General features: G+C 70.6%; 16 protein-coding genes. 6 read left to right on the top strand and 10 right to left on the bottom strand.

Going from position 1 to position 14964, the window contains the following annotated elements; translation table 11 throughout:
• Positions 1–3: 3 nt before the first annotated feature.
• The 5 genes from ACIBST_RS14945 to ACIBST_RS14925 all read right to left on the bottom strand — a co-directional run bounded on the left by ACIBST_RS14945 (position 4) and on the right by ACIBST_RS14925 (position 6093).
• Entirely contained in the window at positions 4–315 is a 312-nt protein-coding gene (locus ACIBST_RS14945) for a hypothetical protein (RefSeq protein WP_397171991.1), read from the bottom strand.
• A 353-nt stretch (positions 316–668) separates the two neighbouring features.
• Complete coding sequence (locus tag ACIBST_RS14940; protein ID WP_397172577.1) at positions 669–1067, bottom strand: RHS repeat-associated core domain-containing protein; 399 nt, start codon at positions 1065–1067, stop codon at positions 669–671.
• 502 nt (positions 1068–1569) lie between these two features.
• Positions 1570–1890, bottom strand: a complete 321-nt coding sequence (locus tag ACIBST_RS14935; protein ID WP_397171990.1) for a hypothetical protein — start codon at positions 1888–1890, stop codon at positions 1570–1572.
• A 221-nt stretch (positions 1891–2111) separates the two neighbouring features.
• Complete coding sequence (locus ACIBST_RS14930) at positions 2112–2471, bottom strand: hypothetical protein (RefSeq protein WP_397171988.1); 360 nt, start codon at positions 2469–2471, stop codon at positions 2112–2114.
• Positions 2472–3318: 847 nt separating this feature from the next.
• Positions 3319–6093, bottom strand: a complete 2775-nt coding sequence (locus ACIBST_RS14925; RefSeq protein WP_397171986.1) for an AAA family ATPase — start codon at positions 6091–6093, stop codon at positions 3319–3321.
• Positions 6094–6338: 245 nt separating this feature from the next.
• Between ACIBST_RS14925 and ACIBST_RS14920 the strand changes: the two genes are divergently transcribed.
• Positions 6339–6998 carry a sigma-70 family RNA polymerase sigma factor gene (locus tag ACIBST_RS14920; RefSeq protein ID WP_397171985.1) on the top strand — a complete coding sequence of 220 codons (660 nt, stop codon included), beginning with the start codon at positions 6339–6341 and terminating at the stop codon, positions 6996–6998.
• 124 nt (positions 6999–7122) lie between these two features.
• Positions 7123–8307: a low temperature requirement protein A gene (locus ACIBST_RS14915; protein ID WP_397171983.1), complete on the top strand. Its 1185-nt coding sequence runs from the start codon at positions 7123–7125 to the stop codon at positions 8305–8307.
• Positions 8308–8591: 284 nt separating this feature from the next.
• On the opposite strand, the gene ACIBST_RS14910 is transcribed toward ACIBST_RS14915, so the two are convergent.
• Positions 8592–9581 (bottom strand): CU044_5270 family protein, encoded by a 990-nt coding sequence (locus tag ACIBST_RS14910; protein WP_397171981.1) that lies wholly within the window; start codon positions 9579–9581, stop codon positions 8592–8594.
• Complete coding sequence (locus ACIBST_RS14905) at positions 9578–10144, bottom strand: RNA polymerase sigma factor (RefSeq protein WP_397171979.1); 567 nt, start codon at positions 10142–10144, stop codon at positions 9578–9580. The genes ACIBST_RS14910 and ACIBST_RS14905 overlap by 4 nt, the downstream gene beginning before the upstream one ends.
• A gap of 185 nt (positions 10145–10329) precedes the next feature.
• Between ACIBST_RS14905 and ACIBST_RS14900 the strand changes: the two genes are divergently transcribed.
• The 4 genes from ACIBST_RS14900 (at position 10330) to ACIBST_RS14885 (ending at position 13751) form a co-directional block, all read left to right on the top strand.
• On the top strand, positions 10330–11082 hold the full coding sequence (locus ACIBST_RS14900) for an SDR family oxidoreductase (protein WP_397171977.1): 753 nt from the start codon (positions 10330–10332) through the stop codon (positions 11080–11082).
• Positions 11083–11091: 9 nt separating this feature from the next.
• The gene (locus tag ACIBST_RS14895; protein ID WP_397171975.1) at positions 11092–11502 is read left to right on the top strand and encodes a cupin domain-containing protein; all 411 of its coding nucleotides are present in this window, start codon (positions 11092–11094) and stop codon (positions 11500–11502) included.
• A 78-nt stretch (positions 11503–11580) separates the two neighbouring features.
• Entirely contained in the window at positions 11581–12600 is a 1020-nt protein-coding gene (locus ACIBST_RS14890; protein WP_397171973.1) for a ferritin-like protein, read from the top strand.
• A 167-nt stretch (positions 12601–12767) separates the two neighbouring features.
• Positions 12768–13751, top strand: coding sequence for a hypothetical protein (locus ACIBST_RS14885; protein WP_397171971.1), 984 nt, complete (start codon positions 12768–12770; stop codon positions 13749–13751).
• A 64-nt stretch (positions 13752–13815) separates the two neighbouring features.
• On the opposite strand, the gene ACIBST_RS14880 is transcribed toward ACIBST_RS14885, so the two are convergent.
• The 3 genes from ACIBST_RS14880 to ACIBST_RS14870 are packed head-to-tail and all read right to left on the bottom strand — an operon-like array spanning position 13816 to position 14947.
• Positions 13816–13968, bottom strand: coding sequence for a hypothetical protein (locus ACIBST_RS14880; RefSeq protein WP_397171969.1), 153 nt, complete (start codon positions 13966–13968; stop codon positions 13816–13818).
• Positions 13965–14450: a TlpA family protein disulfide reductase gene (locus tag ACIBST_RS14875; protein WP_397171968.1), complete on the bottom strand. Its 486-nt coding sequence runs from the start codon at positions 14448–14450 to the stop codon at positions 13965–13967. Before ACIBST_RS14875 ends, ACIBST_RS14880 begins: the two co-directional genes overlap by 4 nt.
• Positions 14450–14947 carry a MauE/DoxX family redox-associated membrane protein gene (locus ACIBST_RS14870; RefSeq protein ID WP_397171967.1) on the bottom strand — a complete coding sequence of 166 codons (498 nt, stop codon included), beginning with the start codon at positions 14945–14947 and terminating at the stop codon, positions 14450–14452. The genes ACIBST_RS14875 and ACIBST_RS14870 overlap by 1 nt, the downstream gene beginning before the upstream one ends.
• Between the last annotated feature and the right edge of the window lie 17 nt (positions 14948–14964).

Here is a 14964-nt window from a genome sequence, read left to right as displayed (position 1 = left end):
TCGTCATTCCTCGCGCCATCTGTAAGTAGTCGGGGCGGGGCCTGAAGCCATCGACCGCAGGAGTCGAACGTGAAAGTGCCACTGGCTCGGGTTGCTCTTGCGCAGCCGGTCCCATTTCATGTTCTCCCAGCTGACACCATGGTCGAGCAGGATGTTCTCCATGGCGGACAACCCCTTGCAGATGTTGCCGACCACGCCCTTGTACTGTCCGACCACAGGAATCTTATCGACGCCCAGGAATCCACCGATTACGTCAATGGCCCCACATACACCGTTGACCGAGCCCGGCTGCTTGTCCCGCAGTATCTTCTTCATCCATACCTTGGGCGGGGGAGCAGCTCTGCTAGCAGCGTTCCTCGTACTTGTGCTTGAGTTCTCGATGCAGGTCTCGATCGGCTTGTCGTCACATCCAGCGCGCTTCAGGTGAGGAATGCACTCGTTCACGTCGGCGTGCAGTTTGGCGCATCCTTCGACCTTTCCGGTTTCCCGATGCATTCGAGGTCTATGAGCCCTCCTCCGGAGCAGGTCTTCGGATCGCCTCCTCGGACATGGCAGTTGCTCACGCTGTCGGCCACATCGGCACAGACGCGTCCGACTGCTTGTAGCTAATCCGCCCCGACGATGCCCAGCCGTCGTAGGTGCACACCGAGTAGGCCTCACGCGCTGCCTCACATCCAGGTGTCGTACCCCGGTCCATACGGCAGCGCCATCGCATCTGTTGCCCTTGTGCCGATACTCCTCACTAACCTTGTGAACGGCATCCTTCTTGCACTGCTGTGTCGTTTTATTCGTCCCGAACACACACTTCTCGAAGCCCTTCTTGTGAGGTTCTTCTTGCATTTGTCGTACTGAGTCTTCGGCTTTTTCGGCTTGCTCGTCTTGTGGCCGTCGGGGTCGGTGACGGTGTCGCGGCTGATGAAGCTGCCGATGGTCGGCTGGTACCAGCGGGCGGCCATACTGATCTTGCCACTGCTCGGGTCGGTGTGGCCGCCCTGATAGCCGAGCGTATGGGCGGTCCCGGTGCGCGTGACGACCTCGCCGGAGAATTTGTACGCGACCGACTCGATCAGCGCGGTGCCGGTGACGGTGAAGGCCCCGATGAGGTCATCGCGCAGATCGCAGAAGGCGAGTTGAGCGCCGCCCCCGTCCGGACGTCATGTTGTCGTCCAGGTCGTCGCCGTACTCGATGGAGGTGACGGCCGCGGCGGTGCCGTCGAATGAGCAACCGTTTCGACCCGCTGACCACGGACATGGCGCCCGCTACCGCGAGCTGGGGAAGCGCGTCGATGCGCTCGAAGCGCGGCATGGCCGCTCCGGACATGAGCGGCATGCCCGCAATGGACGACCGCATCTACATCAGGGGCAGGCGGCTGACGTTTCGGTCGGGCGGCAACGGCTCGGAGGTGCAGCTCAGGCCGCCTGTCACGATCGGTGACCCGGGCGACGTATCTGCGGGCGACGCGCGACCTGCACGGCGCTGGAGCAGGCGCTCCTCAACCAGCTCACGTCGCGGTTCGACGGCATACGGCCATCCATGGTGAGCAACGGCTTCATCGTCCAACCCGCTGCTCACCTCTCCAGTGGGGCTCTGTCGGGCTCGCTTTGGCGATTGGTGTCGATGAGCATCAGCACTGGGGCTGCAAAGCCGCAGAGGACTTGAATCGTGATCACCACGAGACTCGCGTCCAGCGGAACAACGTTCGACATGTTGATGACGAGCAGAGCGATGAACACCGACATCAGGAGATTCGCCCATCCGGTGAGGCGACCTGGGCGGCGCTTGCCCCGCCGGGCCATCCACGCCGGCGGATGGCCTTTGCCCACGGTGTAGGCGCCTAAGAGAGCATTGAGGGTGGCTACCGCGAGTAAAACCCACACGAGTTCTGGCATCACCTGATCATTATCCACGGCCGTGCTCAAGTTGGAGCTGTCCCAGGCGTGGGCCGGGACGACCACACATCCGCAGGAGACGGTGATGGTTGCGTGGGGGTTACCGCTGTGGTCTAGTGTGCCACCCTATGGGCTCAGGTGCCGGGGGGTGCGGCGCAGTTGGACAGTTCGGATTCTCCGATGAGTACGCCCGGGGTTGTTGCTGATTGTTCAGGCCGGGGTCAGGGGTAGCTGATCCACTCCAGGAAGAGGGTGTCGTTGTTGCGGATGACGAGTCTCTTTCTGCCGCCTTCGATGCCGTTGGACACGCGGCCGCTGTTGTCGAAGTCGCCCATCGCGCTGCACTTGATGTCGCCGTGGTCGGATCCGCCGTATCTCTGGAACACCCAGTAGCGATTCCGGTTCCCCCACTTGATGGTGATGCTCTTCCACATCTCGTCCTGATGGCCGGCCCAGGGGACCCACATGGAACCGGTCCATTGGCGGCCGGCCGGGACGGTGAAACGGAGGTCCTGGTTCTCTCCGTCGTTGACCTGTACTTCGTGCGTCGTCTGGTTCACCACTTCCCTGATGTCGGTCATCTCGCTGATGGTGGGTCGTGCCACTCGGGCCAGGGGCCTTTGCCGCACGGGGAACTGGTTGCCGCGGCGCCGGAGGGTGAGGTGGTCGTGAGGAGTGTGCCCGCTGAAACCGCTGCTAGGGAAAGGGTGAGGGTTCGGCGGATTGCCTGCATGTGAGCCCCTTCTCGGAGACTGCGAATCCCTCGCCGCTGGTAATCGGCCGACTACGCTCGATCCATGGCTCTGATTCGTATTGCCGGGACGGACCTCGTGGTCCGCCTGGCTTCGGGCCTGGGCAGGGTTGAACGGTCGTCAGGCCACGTGGAGGAGGGGGCGCCGGTCAGTGCGGGATGGTGTGCCGGTGGGGCCAGCCAGGTGGTGACCTGTGCGCGGCCGAGTTCGAGGTCCTGGTTCGGCTCGTGGAGTCGGAGCGGCGGGAGATGTCCGTCGCGGAGGGGCCGCCGCGACGCAGGGGGAGAAGAGTCGCCTGTCTCACCAGCTCACCCTGATGGCGCAGCGCGGGTTGGTCGAGCGGGTGGACTCTGGCGACCGCCGCTGCCCCGACGTGCGGCTCACCGACAAGGGCCATGGGGTGATCGACAAGGCCGTCTCCGAGCACACCGAGCTGGTGCACGTCCTGTTCATCGACGTGCTGGGGCCCGAGCGGCTGGCTAGTTTCGCGCAGGCGTGCGCCGCGCGCTCGGCGAGCGGCGGGAGTGGGGCTGCTCGTTGTGATCCCCGTTCCCCGCCCACGGCATGGCGAGGACCGGAGATCGGGCCACGGTGCCATGGGCGTCCCCTGCGGATGAGTACGGCGAGGGCGTGGCGCTGCAGCGACGAAGGGGGGCAGGGCGCTCGGCGTGGCGCGTCAGGTTGTGAGGGTGGTGCCCTTGAGCAGGGTGGTGCGGATCTGTTTGCGGGAGGTGATGCCGAGCTTGGCGAAGACCTTGCGCAGGTGCCATTCGACGGTGTGCGGGCTGATGAAGAGCTGGGCGCCGATCTCGGGGTTCGTCAGCCCGTCGCCGGCCAGGCGCGCGATCTGCGCCTCCTGGGCGGTGAGCGTGGCGCGTGTCTCGACGGTGCGCTTGCGTACCGTCTCGCCGGTGGCCTGGAGCTCGCGCCGGGCGCGTTCCGCGAACGCCTCGGCACCCATGTCGCCGAGCATCTCGTACGCCAGGCCCAGTTGTTCGCGCGCGTCGAGGCGGCGGTTCTCCCGGCGCAGCCACTCGCCGTAGAGCAGCCGGGTGCGGGCGAGCGTGGTCCGGACCTCGGTGCGGCCGAGCCGTTCGATCGCCTCGCCGTACAGGGCCTCGGCGTGCGATCCGTCGCTCACCTGGGCCCGTACGCACGCCGAGGTGCCGAGGGCCCAGTCGGTGCCGCCGGCTCGGGCCATCTCGTCGAGCTGCCGGGCGACTTCGGCGGCCCTGGACGGCCTTCCGCTCCGGACGGCGGCCTCGACCAGTTCGATCGTGGACCTGATGGCCGTCCCGCCGAGCTCCTGCGGGTGCTCGAAGGCCCGCTCGGCGGCGACGTACGCCTCCTCGTAGCGGCCGAGGCCGTTGCAGAGCACCGCGTTCGCCCATTGGGTGGCGGTCAGGACCTTGCCTTCCCCCTGAAGGGCCGGGTCCCGCGTGATCGCGGCGCTCACCTGTCGTGTCGCGGCCTCGCGTCCTCTCCACGCTTCGAGGATCAGGGTCGCGTACTGGGCCAGGTAGCGGCTGCCCGTCACCTCGGCGATCGTCACCGCCTCGGCGACCAGCGCGTCGGCCAGGGCGAACTCGCCGGCCAGGACCCTGTTCGAGACGAGCATGTGAAGTGCCGAGGGCAGCACGGACAGCGCTCCGGTCCCGCGTGCCAGGTCGACCAGTCTCGCGGAGAGCACGGACCAGCTGTCGAAGTCCCAGACGTTGTGGGCCATCCGGGACGCGAACGGCAGCCAGCCGAGGCCCTCCTCCCTGGAGACCCCTTCGGCGCGGAACGCCTCCAGGGCGCGCAGCACCATCGGCGCGCCGGCGGCGTATCCCTCGGTGAGGGCCACGCCCACGCCGTTCAGGAGCAGGTCGTTGCGCTCCGGCGGCGGCCCCGGCGGCGCGGCGAGCATCGCCTCGGCGATGTCCACCACCTGGGCGCCGCTCGGCAGCCGGCCCGCGTTCATGGCGGCGTTCAACGTGTCGCGGTAGGTCTCGCGGGCCAGCCCGGAGTCCAGCGGCGCCAGGCGCTCACCGGCTCTGAGCAGCAGCGGGAAGGCAGAACCCGCGCTCCTGGAGGCGAACGCGATCTGGCCGCGCAGCAGGCCGGCCTGGGCGAGCTCGCGTTCGTTCAGGGTGCCGAGTTCGGCCGCGTCCAGCAGTTCGAGTGCGGCGTCGTACCCGCCGGCCTGGTATTTGGCCCGTGCGGCGGCCAGCGCCCGGGCGCCGCGGCGGGCGGGATCAGGGGTCAGCTCGGCCGCCCGGCCGTGGAACGCGGCCGCCGCGGCGATCCCGCCGCGCGCCTGCGCCCGATCGGCCGAGCGCTCCAGCTCGGCGGCCACCGTCTCGTCCGGGCCGGCCGCCGCGTTGGCGAGGTGCCAGGCCCGGCGATCGGGGTCCGTTCGGGGGTCGGTGGCGTCGGCCAGCGCGCGGTGGACGTCCTGCCGGTCCTGCGGGGACGCGGCGCGGTAGGCCGCCGAGCGCATGAGGGGATGGTGGAAGCGCACCCGTGTGCCGATGGCGATCAGCCCCGCCGCCTCGGCCGGCGACGCGGCGGCGGCCACCTCGACGCCCAGTAGCTCCGCCGCGCGAGTCAGCAGGGTCACGTCGCCGACCGGCTCGGCCGCCGCGATGAGCAGCAGCCGCTGGGTCTCGGCAGGCAGCGACCCGACCCGGCGCAGGAAGCCCTGCTCGATCTGGCTGGCCAGCGGTCGCGCGTCGGGCCGTCCGAATCCGCCCGCCAGCTCCGCCGGCGCCAGCCCCCGGGGCAGTTCGAGCAGGGCCAGCGGGTTTCCCTGCGCCTCGATGACGATCCGGTCCCGGACCTGCTCGTCGAGTCGTCCAGGGGTCACGGAGTCCAGCAGGGCGCGGGCGTCGCTGTCGCTCAACCGTCCGACGTCGAGCTGGGGCAGCCCTCTCAGCTCCGGTTCGAGGTGCTGTCCGCGTACCGAGAACACCAGCCCGATCGGCTCGGCGAGCAGGCGTCGCGCGACGAAGGCGAGGGTCTGCGCGGAGACCTGGTCCAGCCATTGCGCGTCGTCGACGAGGCAGACCAGGGGCCCTTTCCCGGCCGCGTCGGCGAGCAGGCTGAGCACCGCGAGCCCGACGAGGAAGCGGTCCGGCGGCGTTCCCGCGCTCAGGCCGAACGCCGTCCCGAGCGCGTCGCGTTGCGGGGCCGGCAGGCGACCGAGCTGGTCCAGGAACGGGGCGCACAGCTGGTGCAGCCCGCCGAAGGCCAGCTCCATCTCCGACTCGACGCCGGTCGCCCTGGCCGTCCGGCAGCCGGACGCGCTGTCTCGCGCGTACTCCAGCAGCGCCGTCTTGCCGATGCCGGCCTCGCCGCGCAGGACCAGGACGGAGCTGTGGCCGTCCTGCACCGTCGCCACGAGCTGGTCCAGCGTCTCGCACTCGATCTGCCGGCCGCGAAGCTGCGATCCGGGACCTCTGCTTGCCATGGCGCTGCCCCCGACGATCGTCTGTGTGTTGCCCCATGACCGCCGACCACGGGGAGAAACCGGCGCTACATCCTAGACGGACACGTAACCTACCGGTCTGCCATCAAGCCCAGCAATTTGCCCGTGACTCCAGGCCACGGTACGGACCACGGGGTTCCCGGGGCTCGATGCAGCGGCCCGAGCGGCGACCGTGATCCCAGCGGCATCACCGGATGCCCGGGTTGAACGGAGCCGACATCGTGACCATGAGCCTTTTGGAGTCGCGCGAGGACCACGCGGAGCAGACCCCTGACCGGTCGATCACGGAAGGGGACGGAGCCGCCTCGGCGTTCGTCAGCGCCGCGCCCCGGCTTCTCTCCATCGGTCTGCGCGTCCTGCAGGACGCGGGCGAAGCCGAGGACGTGGTCCAGGAGACCTGGCTGCGCTGGGCCCGTGCCGATCGGTCGGTCGTCGTCAGCCCGCCGGCGTTCCTCGCGCTGACCACCACGAGGCTCGCCCTCAACGTGGCCCAGTCCGCGCGCAGGCGCCGGGAGACCTCGGCCGGCCCCTGGCTCCCCGAGACGGCGGACCTCTCCGCCGGGCCCGAGACGGCAGCCGAACGACGCGAGGCGGTCGACACCGCGATCCGGCTGCTGCTGGAGCGGCTGAGGCCCGCCGAACGAGCCGTCTACCTCCTGCGCACGGCCTTCGACTACCCCTACCGCCAGATCTCCGAGACCCTCCACCTGGGCGAGGACCACGCGCGGCAACTCCTGCGACGGGCCCGCGAACACGTCACCACCGAGCGACGCCGCCAGGTGAGCGCCATCGCGCACCGGCGCCTCGTACGGACGTTCGTCGCCGCCGCCCGGTCCGGCGACCTCGCCGGGCTGGAACAGGTGCTCGCCGCCGACCTCGCCCGCTGACCTCATCCGCTCACTTCCGCCCGCTGACTTCCGCACGCTGTCGTGGCGGTCTGTCACAGATCGCGAGGCTGTCCGGTCCTAGTGGGCGACAACCGGACTCGGCAGGAACGACAGGAGCGTGCGCGTGCCCTCGACCAGGACCAGCATTCGGATCAGGGTCCGGATGAGCTCGCGGCCCGTCGACGAGCCGCATCGCGCGTCGAGCCAGCTCGAACTGCTCTTCGATCTCACCTTCGTGGTCGCGGTCGCGGCCGTCACGGCGCAGTTCGCGCACGCCATCGCCGAAGGTCACGCGGTGGCCGGGATCGTCCCGTTCCTCCAGGTGTTCTTCGCGATCTGGTGGGCGTGGATGAACTTCACCTGGTTCGCCTCGTCCTACGACACTGACGACGTCCCGTACCGGCTGCTGACCATGGTGCAGATGGCGGGCGTGCTGGTCCTGGCCGCCGGAGTGCCCGCCGCGGTCGGCCGGGCCGACCTGGGGATCATCACGCTGGGGTACCTCGTCATGCGGGCCGGGCTCGTCGCCCAGTGGCTGAGGGCCGCGTTCGAGGACCCGGCGAGCCGCCGTACGGGGCTGCGCTACGCCGCGGGCATCAGCCTGGCCGAGGCGGGCTGGTTGCTCCGGCTCGCCCTGGTGGAGGCGGGCGTGCTGCCGGAGTCACTCGGGCTGCCGTTCTTCGCCTGCCTGGTCGTCCTGGAGCTGGCGGTGCCGTGGTGGGCGGAGCGGGTCAGGGCGACCACCTGGCATCCGCGGCACATCGCCGAGCGCTACGGCCTGTTCACGATCATCCTGCTGGGCGAGAGCGTCCTGGCCGCGAGCAGGGGGGTCGAAGGGGCGCTCGAAGCGGGTCCTCTCGTCGTCATCGCCGGATCGGGTCTGGTCCTGCTGTTCGCCTTGTGGTGGCTGTACTTCCTGGTCGAGGCGGGGGAGGGGCTCAGCGACCGGCGTCACCGGTCGTACTGGTGGGGGTACGGGCACTTCGGCGTCTTCGCCGCGCTGGCGGCGCTCGGCGCCGGGCTCGAAGTGGCGGTGGAGCAGAGCGGGCGGCAGGTGGCGGCCTCGCCGACGGCGCTCGGCTACGCGGTCGCCATCCCGGTCGGGGCGTACCTCGTGCTGCTCCGGACGGTGCACGCGCTGCTCGGCGCGCACTCCGCCCTGCCGCGCACCGCCCTGGCCGGGTGCGTCGTCGCCGTCGTGTCGTCGCCGCTCGCGGCGCCGTGGATCGGGGTGGCCGGCGTGGTCGCGGTGATCGCGGCCGCCTGCGTCGCGCTGGTCGCCGTCGCCATCTGGACGGTACGTGCATGAAACCGGCCCCGACGACACCTGGTCGGCCGATCACATGGAGGAGACATGAGCGACCCGAACGCCGAGCGCGAGTTCCTGTACGAGCTCCACGCCGAGATCGAGGAGGAACTGGTCATCGCCGAGGCCGGCCACCCGGAGGAGGAGATGGGCCGGCCGGTCACCGAGTGGCTGTACGACCCGGCGGACGCGGTGCGCGAGAGGATCGCTCTGCGGGTGCTGCGCGACGCGGTCGAGGTGCTGGAGGAGGGCTCCCGGCGGCCGTGCCTTTGGGGACGAGGAGGGGGTCATGGCCGTTCCCCGGCGCGGTCCACGACGCCGATCGCGACGCGGGTGAAGACCGACCAGGTCGTTCCCTTCTCGATGCTCCATTCCAGATGCGGGGGAGCGGGCACCCACTTGCCGTCCTTCAAGGTGGACATCAGGACACCGTCCGACTTGGGGTAACGCTCCTCGTGGTCGGCGATCGCCGTCTCCCGCCGCGCCCGGTAGGCGTAGGTCACGGGGTCCAGCAGAATCTCGACGTTGCGCCAGCCTTCGGCGACCTGGGAGACCGACAGCGCCGGACGTCCCTCGGTGTCGGTCGCCGTCTCGTCCACCGTCACCCCGGGCAGCTTGGCCATCGCCCGGAAGATCGCGGCCTCATGTTCCGGGGAGACGAGGTTCTGGCTGAGGGTCACGGCGAAGCGCAGGAAGATCCACTCGTCGTCGGCGGGGCCCACGCCCTGGTAGAACTCACGGTATTCGGCCAGGAGCGCGTCAGGGTCGGTCGGCAGCGAGGCCAGCAACGCGTAGGTGTTCTCCGGCATCCTCTCACCGGGGTTGGAGGTCTGCAGCTTGCCGTTCACCATATAGCCCACCCGCTTGCCGTCGGCCCGGGTCCACCACGGGTCGGCCCTCTCCGGCAGCGGTGTCCGCGGGGTGAGCCGTTCGCCCTGGGCGATGCCCTTGCCCCGGTCCGCGACCCGGCTCTCGGTGTAGATCCACTGGTCGTCGCGAGGGGGTGTGAAGTCCTTCTTCTGTACGGCCGCCGCGATCCTGGTCAGCACCACCTGCGCGTTGGCGGCGGGCAGCGTGCGCTCGCCCTGGAACACGCTCACCCCGGTCGTGATGATCACGGCGGCGGCGGCCACCGCCAGCGCCCGGACCGCCCATCCGCGCCTGGAACGCGGACGGCCGGCACGGGCCAGGAGAGCCGCCCGCGCTGCGGCTTGGGCGTCGGGGGCCGGCGGCGCCGGGCGCGTCCAGTCCTCGCGCAGCCTTTCGAGGTCGTTCATGATGCGTCCCTTTCCAGTGCGGCTTGGATGCTTCTGCGGGCCCGGTGCAGTCGTGAGCGGGCCGTCCCGGCCGGGATGCCGAGCGCGCTGCCCGCCTCCTCCGAGGTCAGCTCCGCCCAGGCGACCAGGAGCAGCACGTCCCGATCGCGATCGGCGATCCCGGCGAGCGCCTCGGCGAGCCGGCGCGTGCGGGCCCCCGCGTCGACGGCCCCGGCGACCTGGTCGGCGTGGTCCTCCACGGGGCTGTCGGCGCCCGCCTTGGCCAGGGCCCGGTACTGGCGTACTTCGGCGCGATGATGGCGGGCGATGAGGTTGGAGGCGATGCCGTACAACCAGGGCCGCGCGTCGGCGCGGGAGAGGTCGTAGCCCGCCCGTTTGTCGAAGGCGATGAGGAACGTCTCCGCGGCGACGTCGTCGGCCAGGCCCGGGCCTAACCTGCGCGCGGCGTAACCGTGGATCTCGGGGTAGTAGCGGTCGAATATGCCGGCGAAGCGCTCGGGCTCGCGCCGGGACTGCTCGATGATCACGGCGTCCGCTGCTTGGGCCGGCAGCGCGCGTGACATCGCGGTCACCTCTTGATTCCTGGGTTCACACCGGTCCTTCGCCGATCGGGAGACAAGTGTTCACGCGTCCGGAGCGCGAACCGGTCAGCTTCGGTGGCCGCGTTGTCACAACCGAGGGGGCTGCCTTGTCTTAGCTGACGACGGGGGCGCGGTACAGCGTCCACAAAGCCAGAAGGGTGTCAACAATGAAGATCGTGGTGATCGGCGGGACCGGGCTCATCGGGTCGAAGCTGGTGAAGAAGCTGGGTGAGCACGGCCACGAGGCGGTGGCCGCGTCGCCGAACACCGGCGTCGACACGCTGACCGGCGAGGGGCTGGCCGAGGTGCTGAAGGGCGCCGAGGTCGTGATCGACGTGTCGAACTCGCCCTCGTTCGAGCGCGAGGCCGTCATGAACTTCTTCCGGACCTCCACCGGCAACCTGCTGGCGGCCGAGGCGGCCGCGGGCGTGGGCCACCACGTGGCCGTGTCGATCGTGGGGACCGAGCGGATGCCGGAGAACGACTACTTCGCGGCGAAGATCGCCCAGGAGGAGCTGATCGAGAAGTCGGGCATCCCGTTCTCGCTGGTGCACTCCACCCAGTTCTTCGAGTTCGCCCGCGGCATCGCCGACGAGGGCACGGTCGACGGCAAGGTGCACGTCGCACCGGTGCTGTTCCAGCCGATCGCGGGCGATGACGTGGCTCAGGCGGTGGGCAGGACCGCGGTGGGGACGCCGCTGAACGGCCGGATCGAGATCGCCGGACCGAACCAGTACAGGATGGATGAGTTCTTCCGTAAGGCGCTGGCCGCCTGGGGCGACCCCCGCGAGGTCGTCGCCGACCCGCAGGCCCGCTACTTCGGCAGCGTGCTCGGCGAGCGGTCGCTGGTGCCCGGCGAGGGCGCGCAGCTCGGCACCATCACCTACAAGGACTGGCTCGACCGGTCCGCCGCGAAGTAGGGCAGGGCGATGGGCAAACCGCGATCGACCGCGTGGCAGACGGCGCTGACCGTGCTGCAGGAGGCGCGGCCGCCGTACATCCCCGAGGGCGCGCACGTGATGACGGTGGTCATCGAGTACCCGCCCGGCGACCCGGGCGCGCCGCCGCATCGCCATCCTGGTCCCGCCTTCGGCGTCGTCCTGGAGGGCGAGATGCTGATGGAGCTGGAAGGGGAACCGGAGCGGGTGATCCGGGCCGGTGAGGCGTTCTGGGAGCCGGGCGGCGATGTCATCCATTACCAGGACGGCAACAACCGCGACGATGTCCCGCTGCGGTTCACGGTCACCATGCTGTGTGAGCCGGGCAAGCCGATGTTCACGCTGGTGGAGGAGGCCGAGCTGGCCCGGCGCGAGGATCGCCGCGCGGCACGTCCGTCCTGAACCCCGGATCGAGCCAGGCCGCCGGCCCGCGGGCCGGCGGCCCGATCCGCCATGCCGACAACCCGAGGTATGACACGAATGAAACATGAACGACCGGTTCGGATCGGCACGCTCGACAGCCTGCGCGAGCACCTGCAGTGGGCGATCGAGCTGGAGCACGCGACCCTGCCGCCGTACCTGACGGCGCTGTACTCGCTGGACCCCGAGCGCAACCCCGCTGCGGTGGAGGTGGTGAGCGGCGTCTTCGTGGAGGAGATGCTGCACCTGGCGCTGGCGGCCAACCTGCTCAACGCCGTCGGCGGCACGCCGCGCCTGGACATGCCGGAGATGCTGCCGCCGCACCCGCGCAGGCTGCCGCACAGCGATCTGGAGGTGTCGCTGGTGCCGTTCGGCGCGCAGGCGCTGGAGATGTTCCTGCGCCTGGAACAGCCCGCGCCGCCCGGCGCGCCGCCGGAGGACGAGGGCTACGAGACGATCGGGCAGTTCTACGCGGCGATCGAGCAGGGGTTGCGCCATTTGTGCGACACGCTCGGCGAGAAAGAGGTCTTCTGCGGCGACCCGGTCCGGCAGGTGAGCGGCGCTCACTTCCGTCACACCGCCGGTTCGCTGTTCGCCGTCGAGGATCTGGAGTCCGCGCTCGGCGCGCTGAAGGAGATCGTCGAGCAGGGGGAGGGCAACGCGCGCGGCGAGGTCTGGGACGGCGACCAGGACGTTCTCCACCCCGAGCGGGACGAGGTCGCCCACTACTACCGCTTCCAGGAGCTCAAGCTCGGCCGCCGATACCGGCGAGGCGACACCCCGAAGACCGGCCCGACCGGCGAGGAGGTCCGCGTCGACCCGGACGGCGTGCTCCCGATGACCCCCAACCCCCGGCCCGCCGCGCAGGGCAGCGCCGTGCGGGCGGCGCAGGATCGGTTCGACACCACCTACAGCACCCTGCTGGAGCTGCTGGAGCAGGCGTTCAACGGCGACCCGAAGCGGCTCACGGACGCCACCCGCGCCATGTTCACGCTCAGGGCCCAGGCGCAGGCCCTGATGGCGCTGCCCGGCGACGCCGGCCCCACCTTCGCCTACGTGCCGCGCGAAGCACGCGGCTGATCCACGACGGCGGAAGGCACGTAGCCCGCGAAGCTCTCGACGGCCTGGGTGCGGCTGAGAGAGGATCTTGAGGTGGATCCCGCGCCGACCACAGAGCACACCGCCATGACGGACCGGACAGCTCGGCGAACGCGGGAGCAGGCCGGTCGCGGACGACGAACGGGAGTGTGCAGGTGGTCAAGGTCCGAAGGGCTGCTGCCGTGCTGATGGCGCTGGTGATCCACGCGAGCACATTGGCGCTGATCGCGCTGGGCGTCCGGGTCATCTACGTGAACCCCGGCTTCCTCTTCGCCTGGATGATCGGGGGCGTGCTCATCGGCGTCGGCGTGCTGATGTGTCCTCGGCCGCCCCGCTTACCCGCCGACGCCGAGGTGGTGGAGCGGTCAGCCGCGCCCGAACTGCACGCGTTGGCCGAGAGGGTGGCGCGGGCCGTGCACGTCCAGCCGCCGGCCCGGGTGGCGGTCAGGGATCTCGGAATGACCAGCGAATATGTACGAACCGGGTTCGGCGGCAGGGCACTGGTGATCGGGCTGCCGACGTGGCTGGTGCTGCCCGCCCGACACCGGGTTGCCCTGATGGCGCGCGCCTACGCCGAGCAGGCCCATGAGGGGCTGATCGTCGGCACCGCGCTGACCACCCTGACGCAGTGGCGTGAGTCGCTGCAGGGCGGTGGCGGCAGCGCGTCGCACCTGCGTGAGGAGCAGCACACCCGCATCGGCGCCCTGTTCGGCGTGCAGGGCACGCCGGCGGGCACGTACGAGGCGGCGGGGTCGATCGGGCGCGCGGTCGGCCACGTGCTGGGCTGGCCGGTGCTGGTGCTTCAGCGACTGCTGATCAGGCTCGCACGGGCCGATGGCGGCAGGCGTACGGAGCAGCAGCTGCCGGAGGTGGATGCGGTCGTCACGGACGCCGACCTGCGCGAGTTGTCCGAGTTGATGGAAGGCGCGCGGTTCCTGGCGCCGGTGCAGGCCGCGGCGTTGCGCGGGGCCGCCACGTCCGCGATCCGGACGTCGGCGCTGGACCGGGCGTCGGAGATCGGCATGGACACCGGCGACGCCGACCTGCTGACTGCGCAGGCGTCCTCTCGCATCGACTGCGAGCTCTCCGAGCACTACGCGCGGGCGATCCGCGGGTTCGGCCTGATCTCATAGCCCCGGGAGCGCCTGCGCAGACGCTGCGGCCGCCCGGCGGAGTCGCCCGCTCTTCGGCCGAGAATCAGTCGAGGAAGCGGTTGCTCAGCAACGTGTCGTGGCCGTGCGGCAGGGCGTCCAGCGCGGTGTCCACCCCGGCCGGCCGCGCCGCCGTCCTGACCTGCTCGGGCGAGGCGCCGAGCGAGCTGTTCTCCGCCGCGGTGAGGTCGTGGGTCATGCGGTGACGGGAGCGCCGAGCCCGGCCACGGTGACCGCGCGGGACCTGACCCGGCCGGAGTCGTCGAGCAGGTAGAAGGCGGGGAAGGCGGCGTTGGGGAAGGCCAGGCAGACCGGCCCGTTGGCGGGCTCGGCGATCACGGTGGCGCTGCCGCGCAGCGCGTCCCGGTAGCTCTCGCCACCGGGGCCGGAGACGACGGCGAGCACCTGCGAGGGGGAGTAGCCCGCGTTGGCGACGAGCTGGAGGAACGGCGGCAGTTGCCCGGGGCAGGCCTGGCACTCGGTGTCGAAGAAGCCGATCACCGCGGGCCGCCCGATCCCGCGCACGTCGGGGACGGTCGAGCCCACCGGCAGCAACGGCGGCCCCGCGGGAGCGGCGTGCTGCTCGGTGTGGCGCACCCTGCGGATCACCGCGAACGTCAGCACCAGGTTGAGCGCGCTCATGACGCCCACGATGACCAGGGCTGCGATGACGTACGGCATCAGAGGTTCCTCTCCAGGAGAAGGTCGGCGAGGTCGTCGAAGAGCACCAGTACGGCGGCGAGCACCGCGGCGGCGACCAGCGCCAGCGCCACCCCGGCGAGTTCGACGCGCCCGCCCGGCATGGCCCAGCCGGTGACCGCGACCGCGATCAGCAGCAGGTTGCGCACGATCTGGGCGCGGCTCAGCGGAGCGGCGGTGACGCCGAAGCACCGGCAGGTGGCGGCGGAGCCGCGGCGCAGGGCCAGCAGGATCGCGGCGGCGAAGGCCGCGAGCAGCACGGCGGCCAGCACGAACCCGGCCCGTTCGCCCAGGACGAGCAGCGCCACGGCGGCGCCCTCGCCGGCCGGCACGGCCACCGCGACCGGCACGGCGGGCAGCCCGGGAGCCAGCCCGGGGACGGAGGACACGAAGGCGCGCCAGCCGGCGGCCTTGCCCGCCAGCGCGGCCAGGAAGACCAGGCAGAGCACGGCCCGGCAGCCCAGCTCTATGTACGGCATCGCGCTCCTTCACGTGG

Origin of the sequence: Nonomuraea sp. NPDC049684 (assembly GCF_044465345.1) — a bacterium.
Taxonomy (GTDB): Bacteria; Actinomycetota; Actinomycetes; order Streptosporangiales; family Streptosporangiaceae; genus Nonomuraea.
Note: the sequence above shows the minus strand (reverse complement) of the source record. Positions and strands in the feature narration are given on the sequence as shown.

Bases quoted from the DNA above. Each gene is read 5' to 3' on its own strand.
- ACIBST_RS14945 (WP_397171991.1), bottom strand. From the start codon at position 315: ATGAAGAAGATACTGCGGGACAAGCAGCCGGGCTCGGTCAACGGTGTA.
- ACIBST_RS14935 (WP_397171990.1), bottom strand. From the start codon at position 1,890: ATGCCAGAACTCGTGTGGGTTTTACTCGCGGTAGCCACCCTCAATGCT.
- ACIBST_RS14930 (WP_397171988.1), bottom strand. From the start codon at position 2,471: ATGACCGACATCAGGGAAGTGGTGAACCAGACGACGCACGAAGTACAG.
- ACIBST_RS14925 (WP_397171986.1), bottom strand. From the start codon at position 6,093: ATGGCAAGCAGAGGTCCCGGATCGCAGCTTCGCGGCCGGCAGATCGAG.
- ACIBST_RS14920 (WP_397171985.1), top strand. From the start codon at position 6,339: ATGAGCCTTTTGGAGTCGCGCGAGGACCACGCGGAGCAGACCCCTGAC.
- ACIBST_RS14910 (WP_397171981.1), bottom strand. From the start codon at position 9,581: ATGAACGACCTCGAAAGGCTGCGCGAGGACTGGACGCGCCCGGCGCCG.
- ACIBST_RS14905 (WP_397171979.1), bottom strand. From the start codon at position 10,144: ATGTCACGCGCGCTGCCGGCCCAAGCAGCGGACGCCGTGATCATCGAG.
- ACIBST_RS14900 (WP_397171977.1), top strand. From the start codon at position 10,330: ATGAAGATCGTGGTGATCGGCGGGACCGGGCTCATCGGGTCGAAGCTG.
- ACIBST_RS14895 (WP_397171975.1), top strand. From the start codon at position 11,092: ATGGGCAAACCGCGATCGACCGCGTGGCAGACGGCGCTGACCGTGCTG.
- ACIBST_RS14890 (WP_397171973.1), top strand. From the start codon at position 11,581: ATGAAACATGAACGACCGGTTCGGATCGGCACGCTCGACAGCCTGCGC.
- ACIBST_RS14880 (WP_397171969.1), bottom strand. From the start codon at position 13,968: ATGACCCACGACCTCACCGCGGCGGAGAACAGCTCGCTCGGCGCCTCG.
- ACIBST_RS14875 (WP_397171968.1), bottom strand. From the start codon at position 14,450: ATGCCGTACGTCATCGCAGCCCTGGTCATCGTGGGCGTCATGAGCGCG.
- ACIBST_RS14870 (WP_397171967.1), bottom strand. From the start codon at position 14,947: ATGCCGTACATAGAGCTGGGCTGCCGGGCCGTGCTCTGCCTGGTCTTC.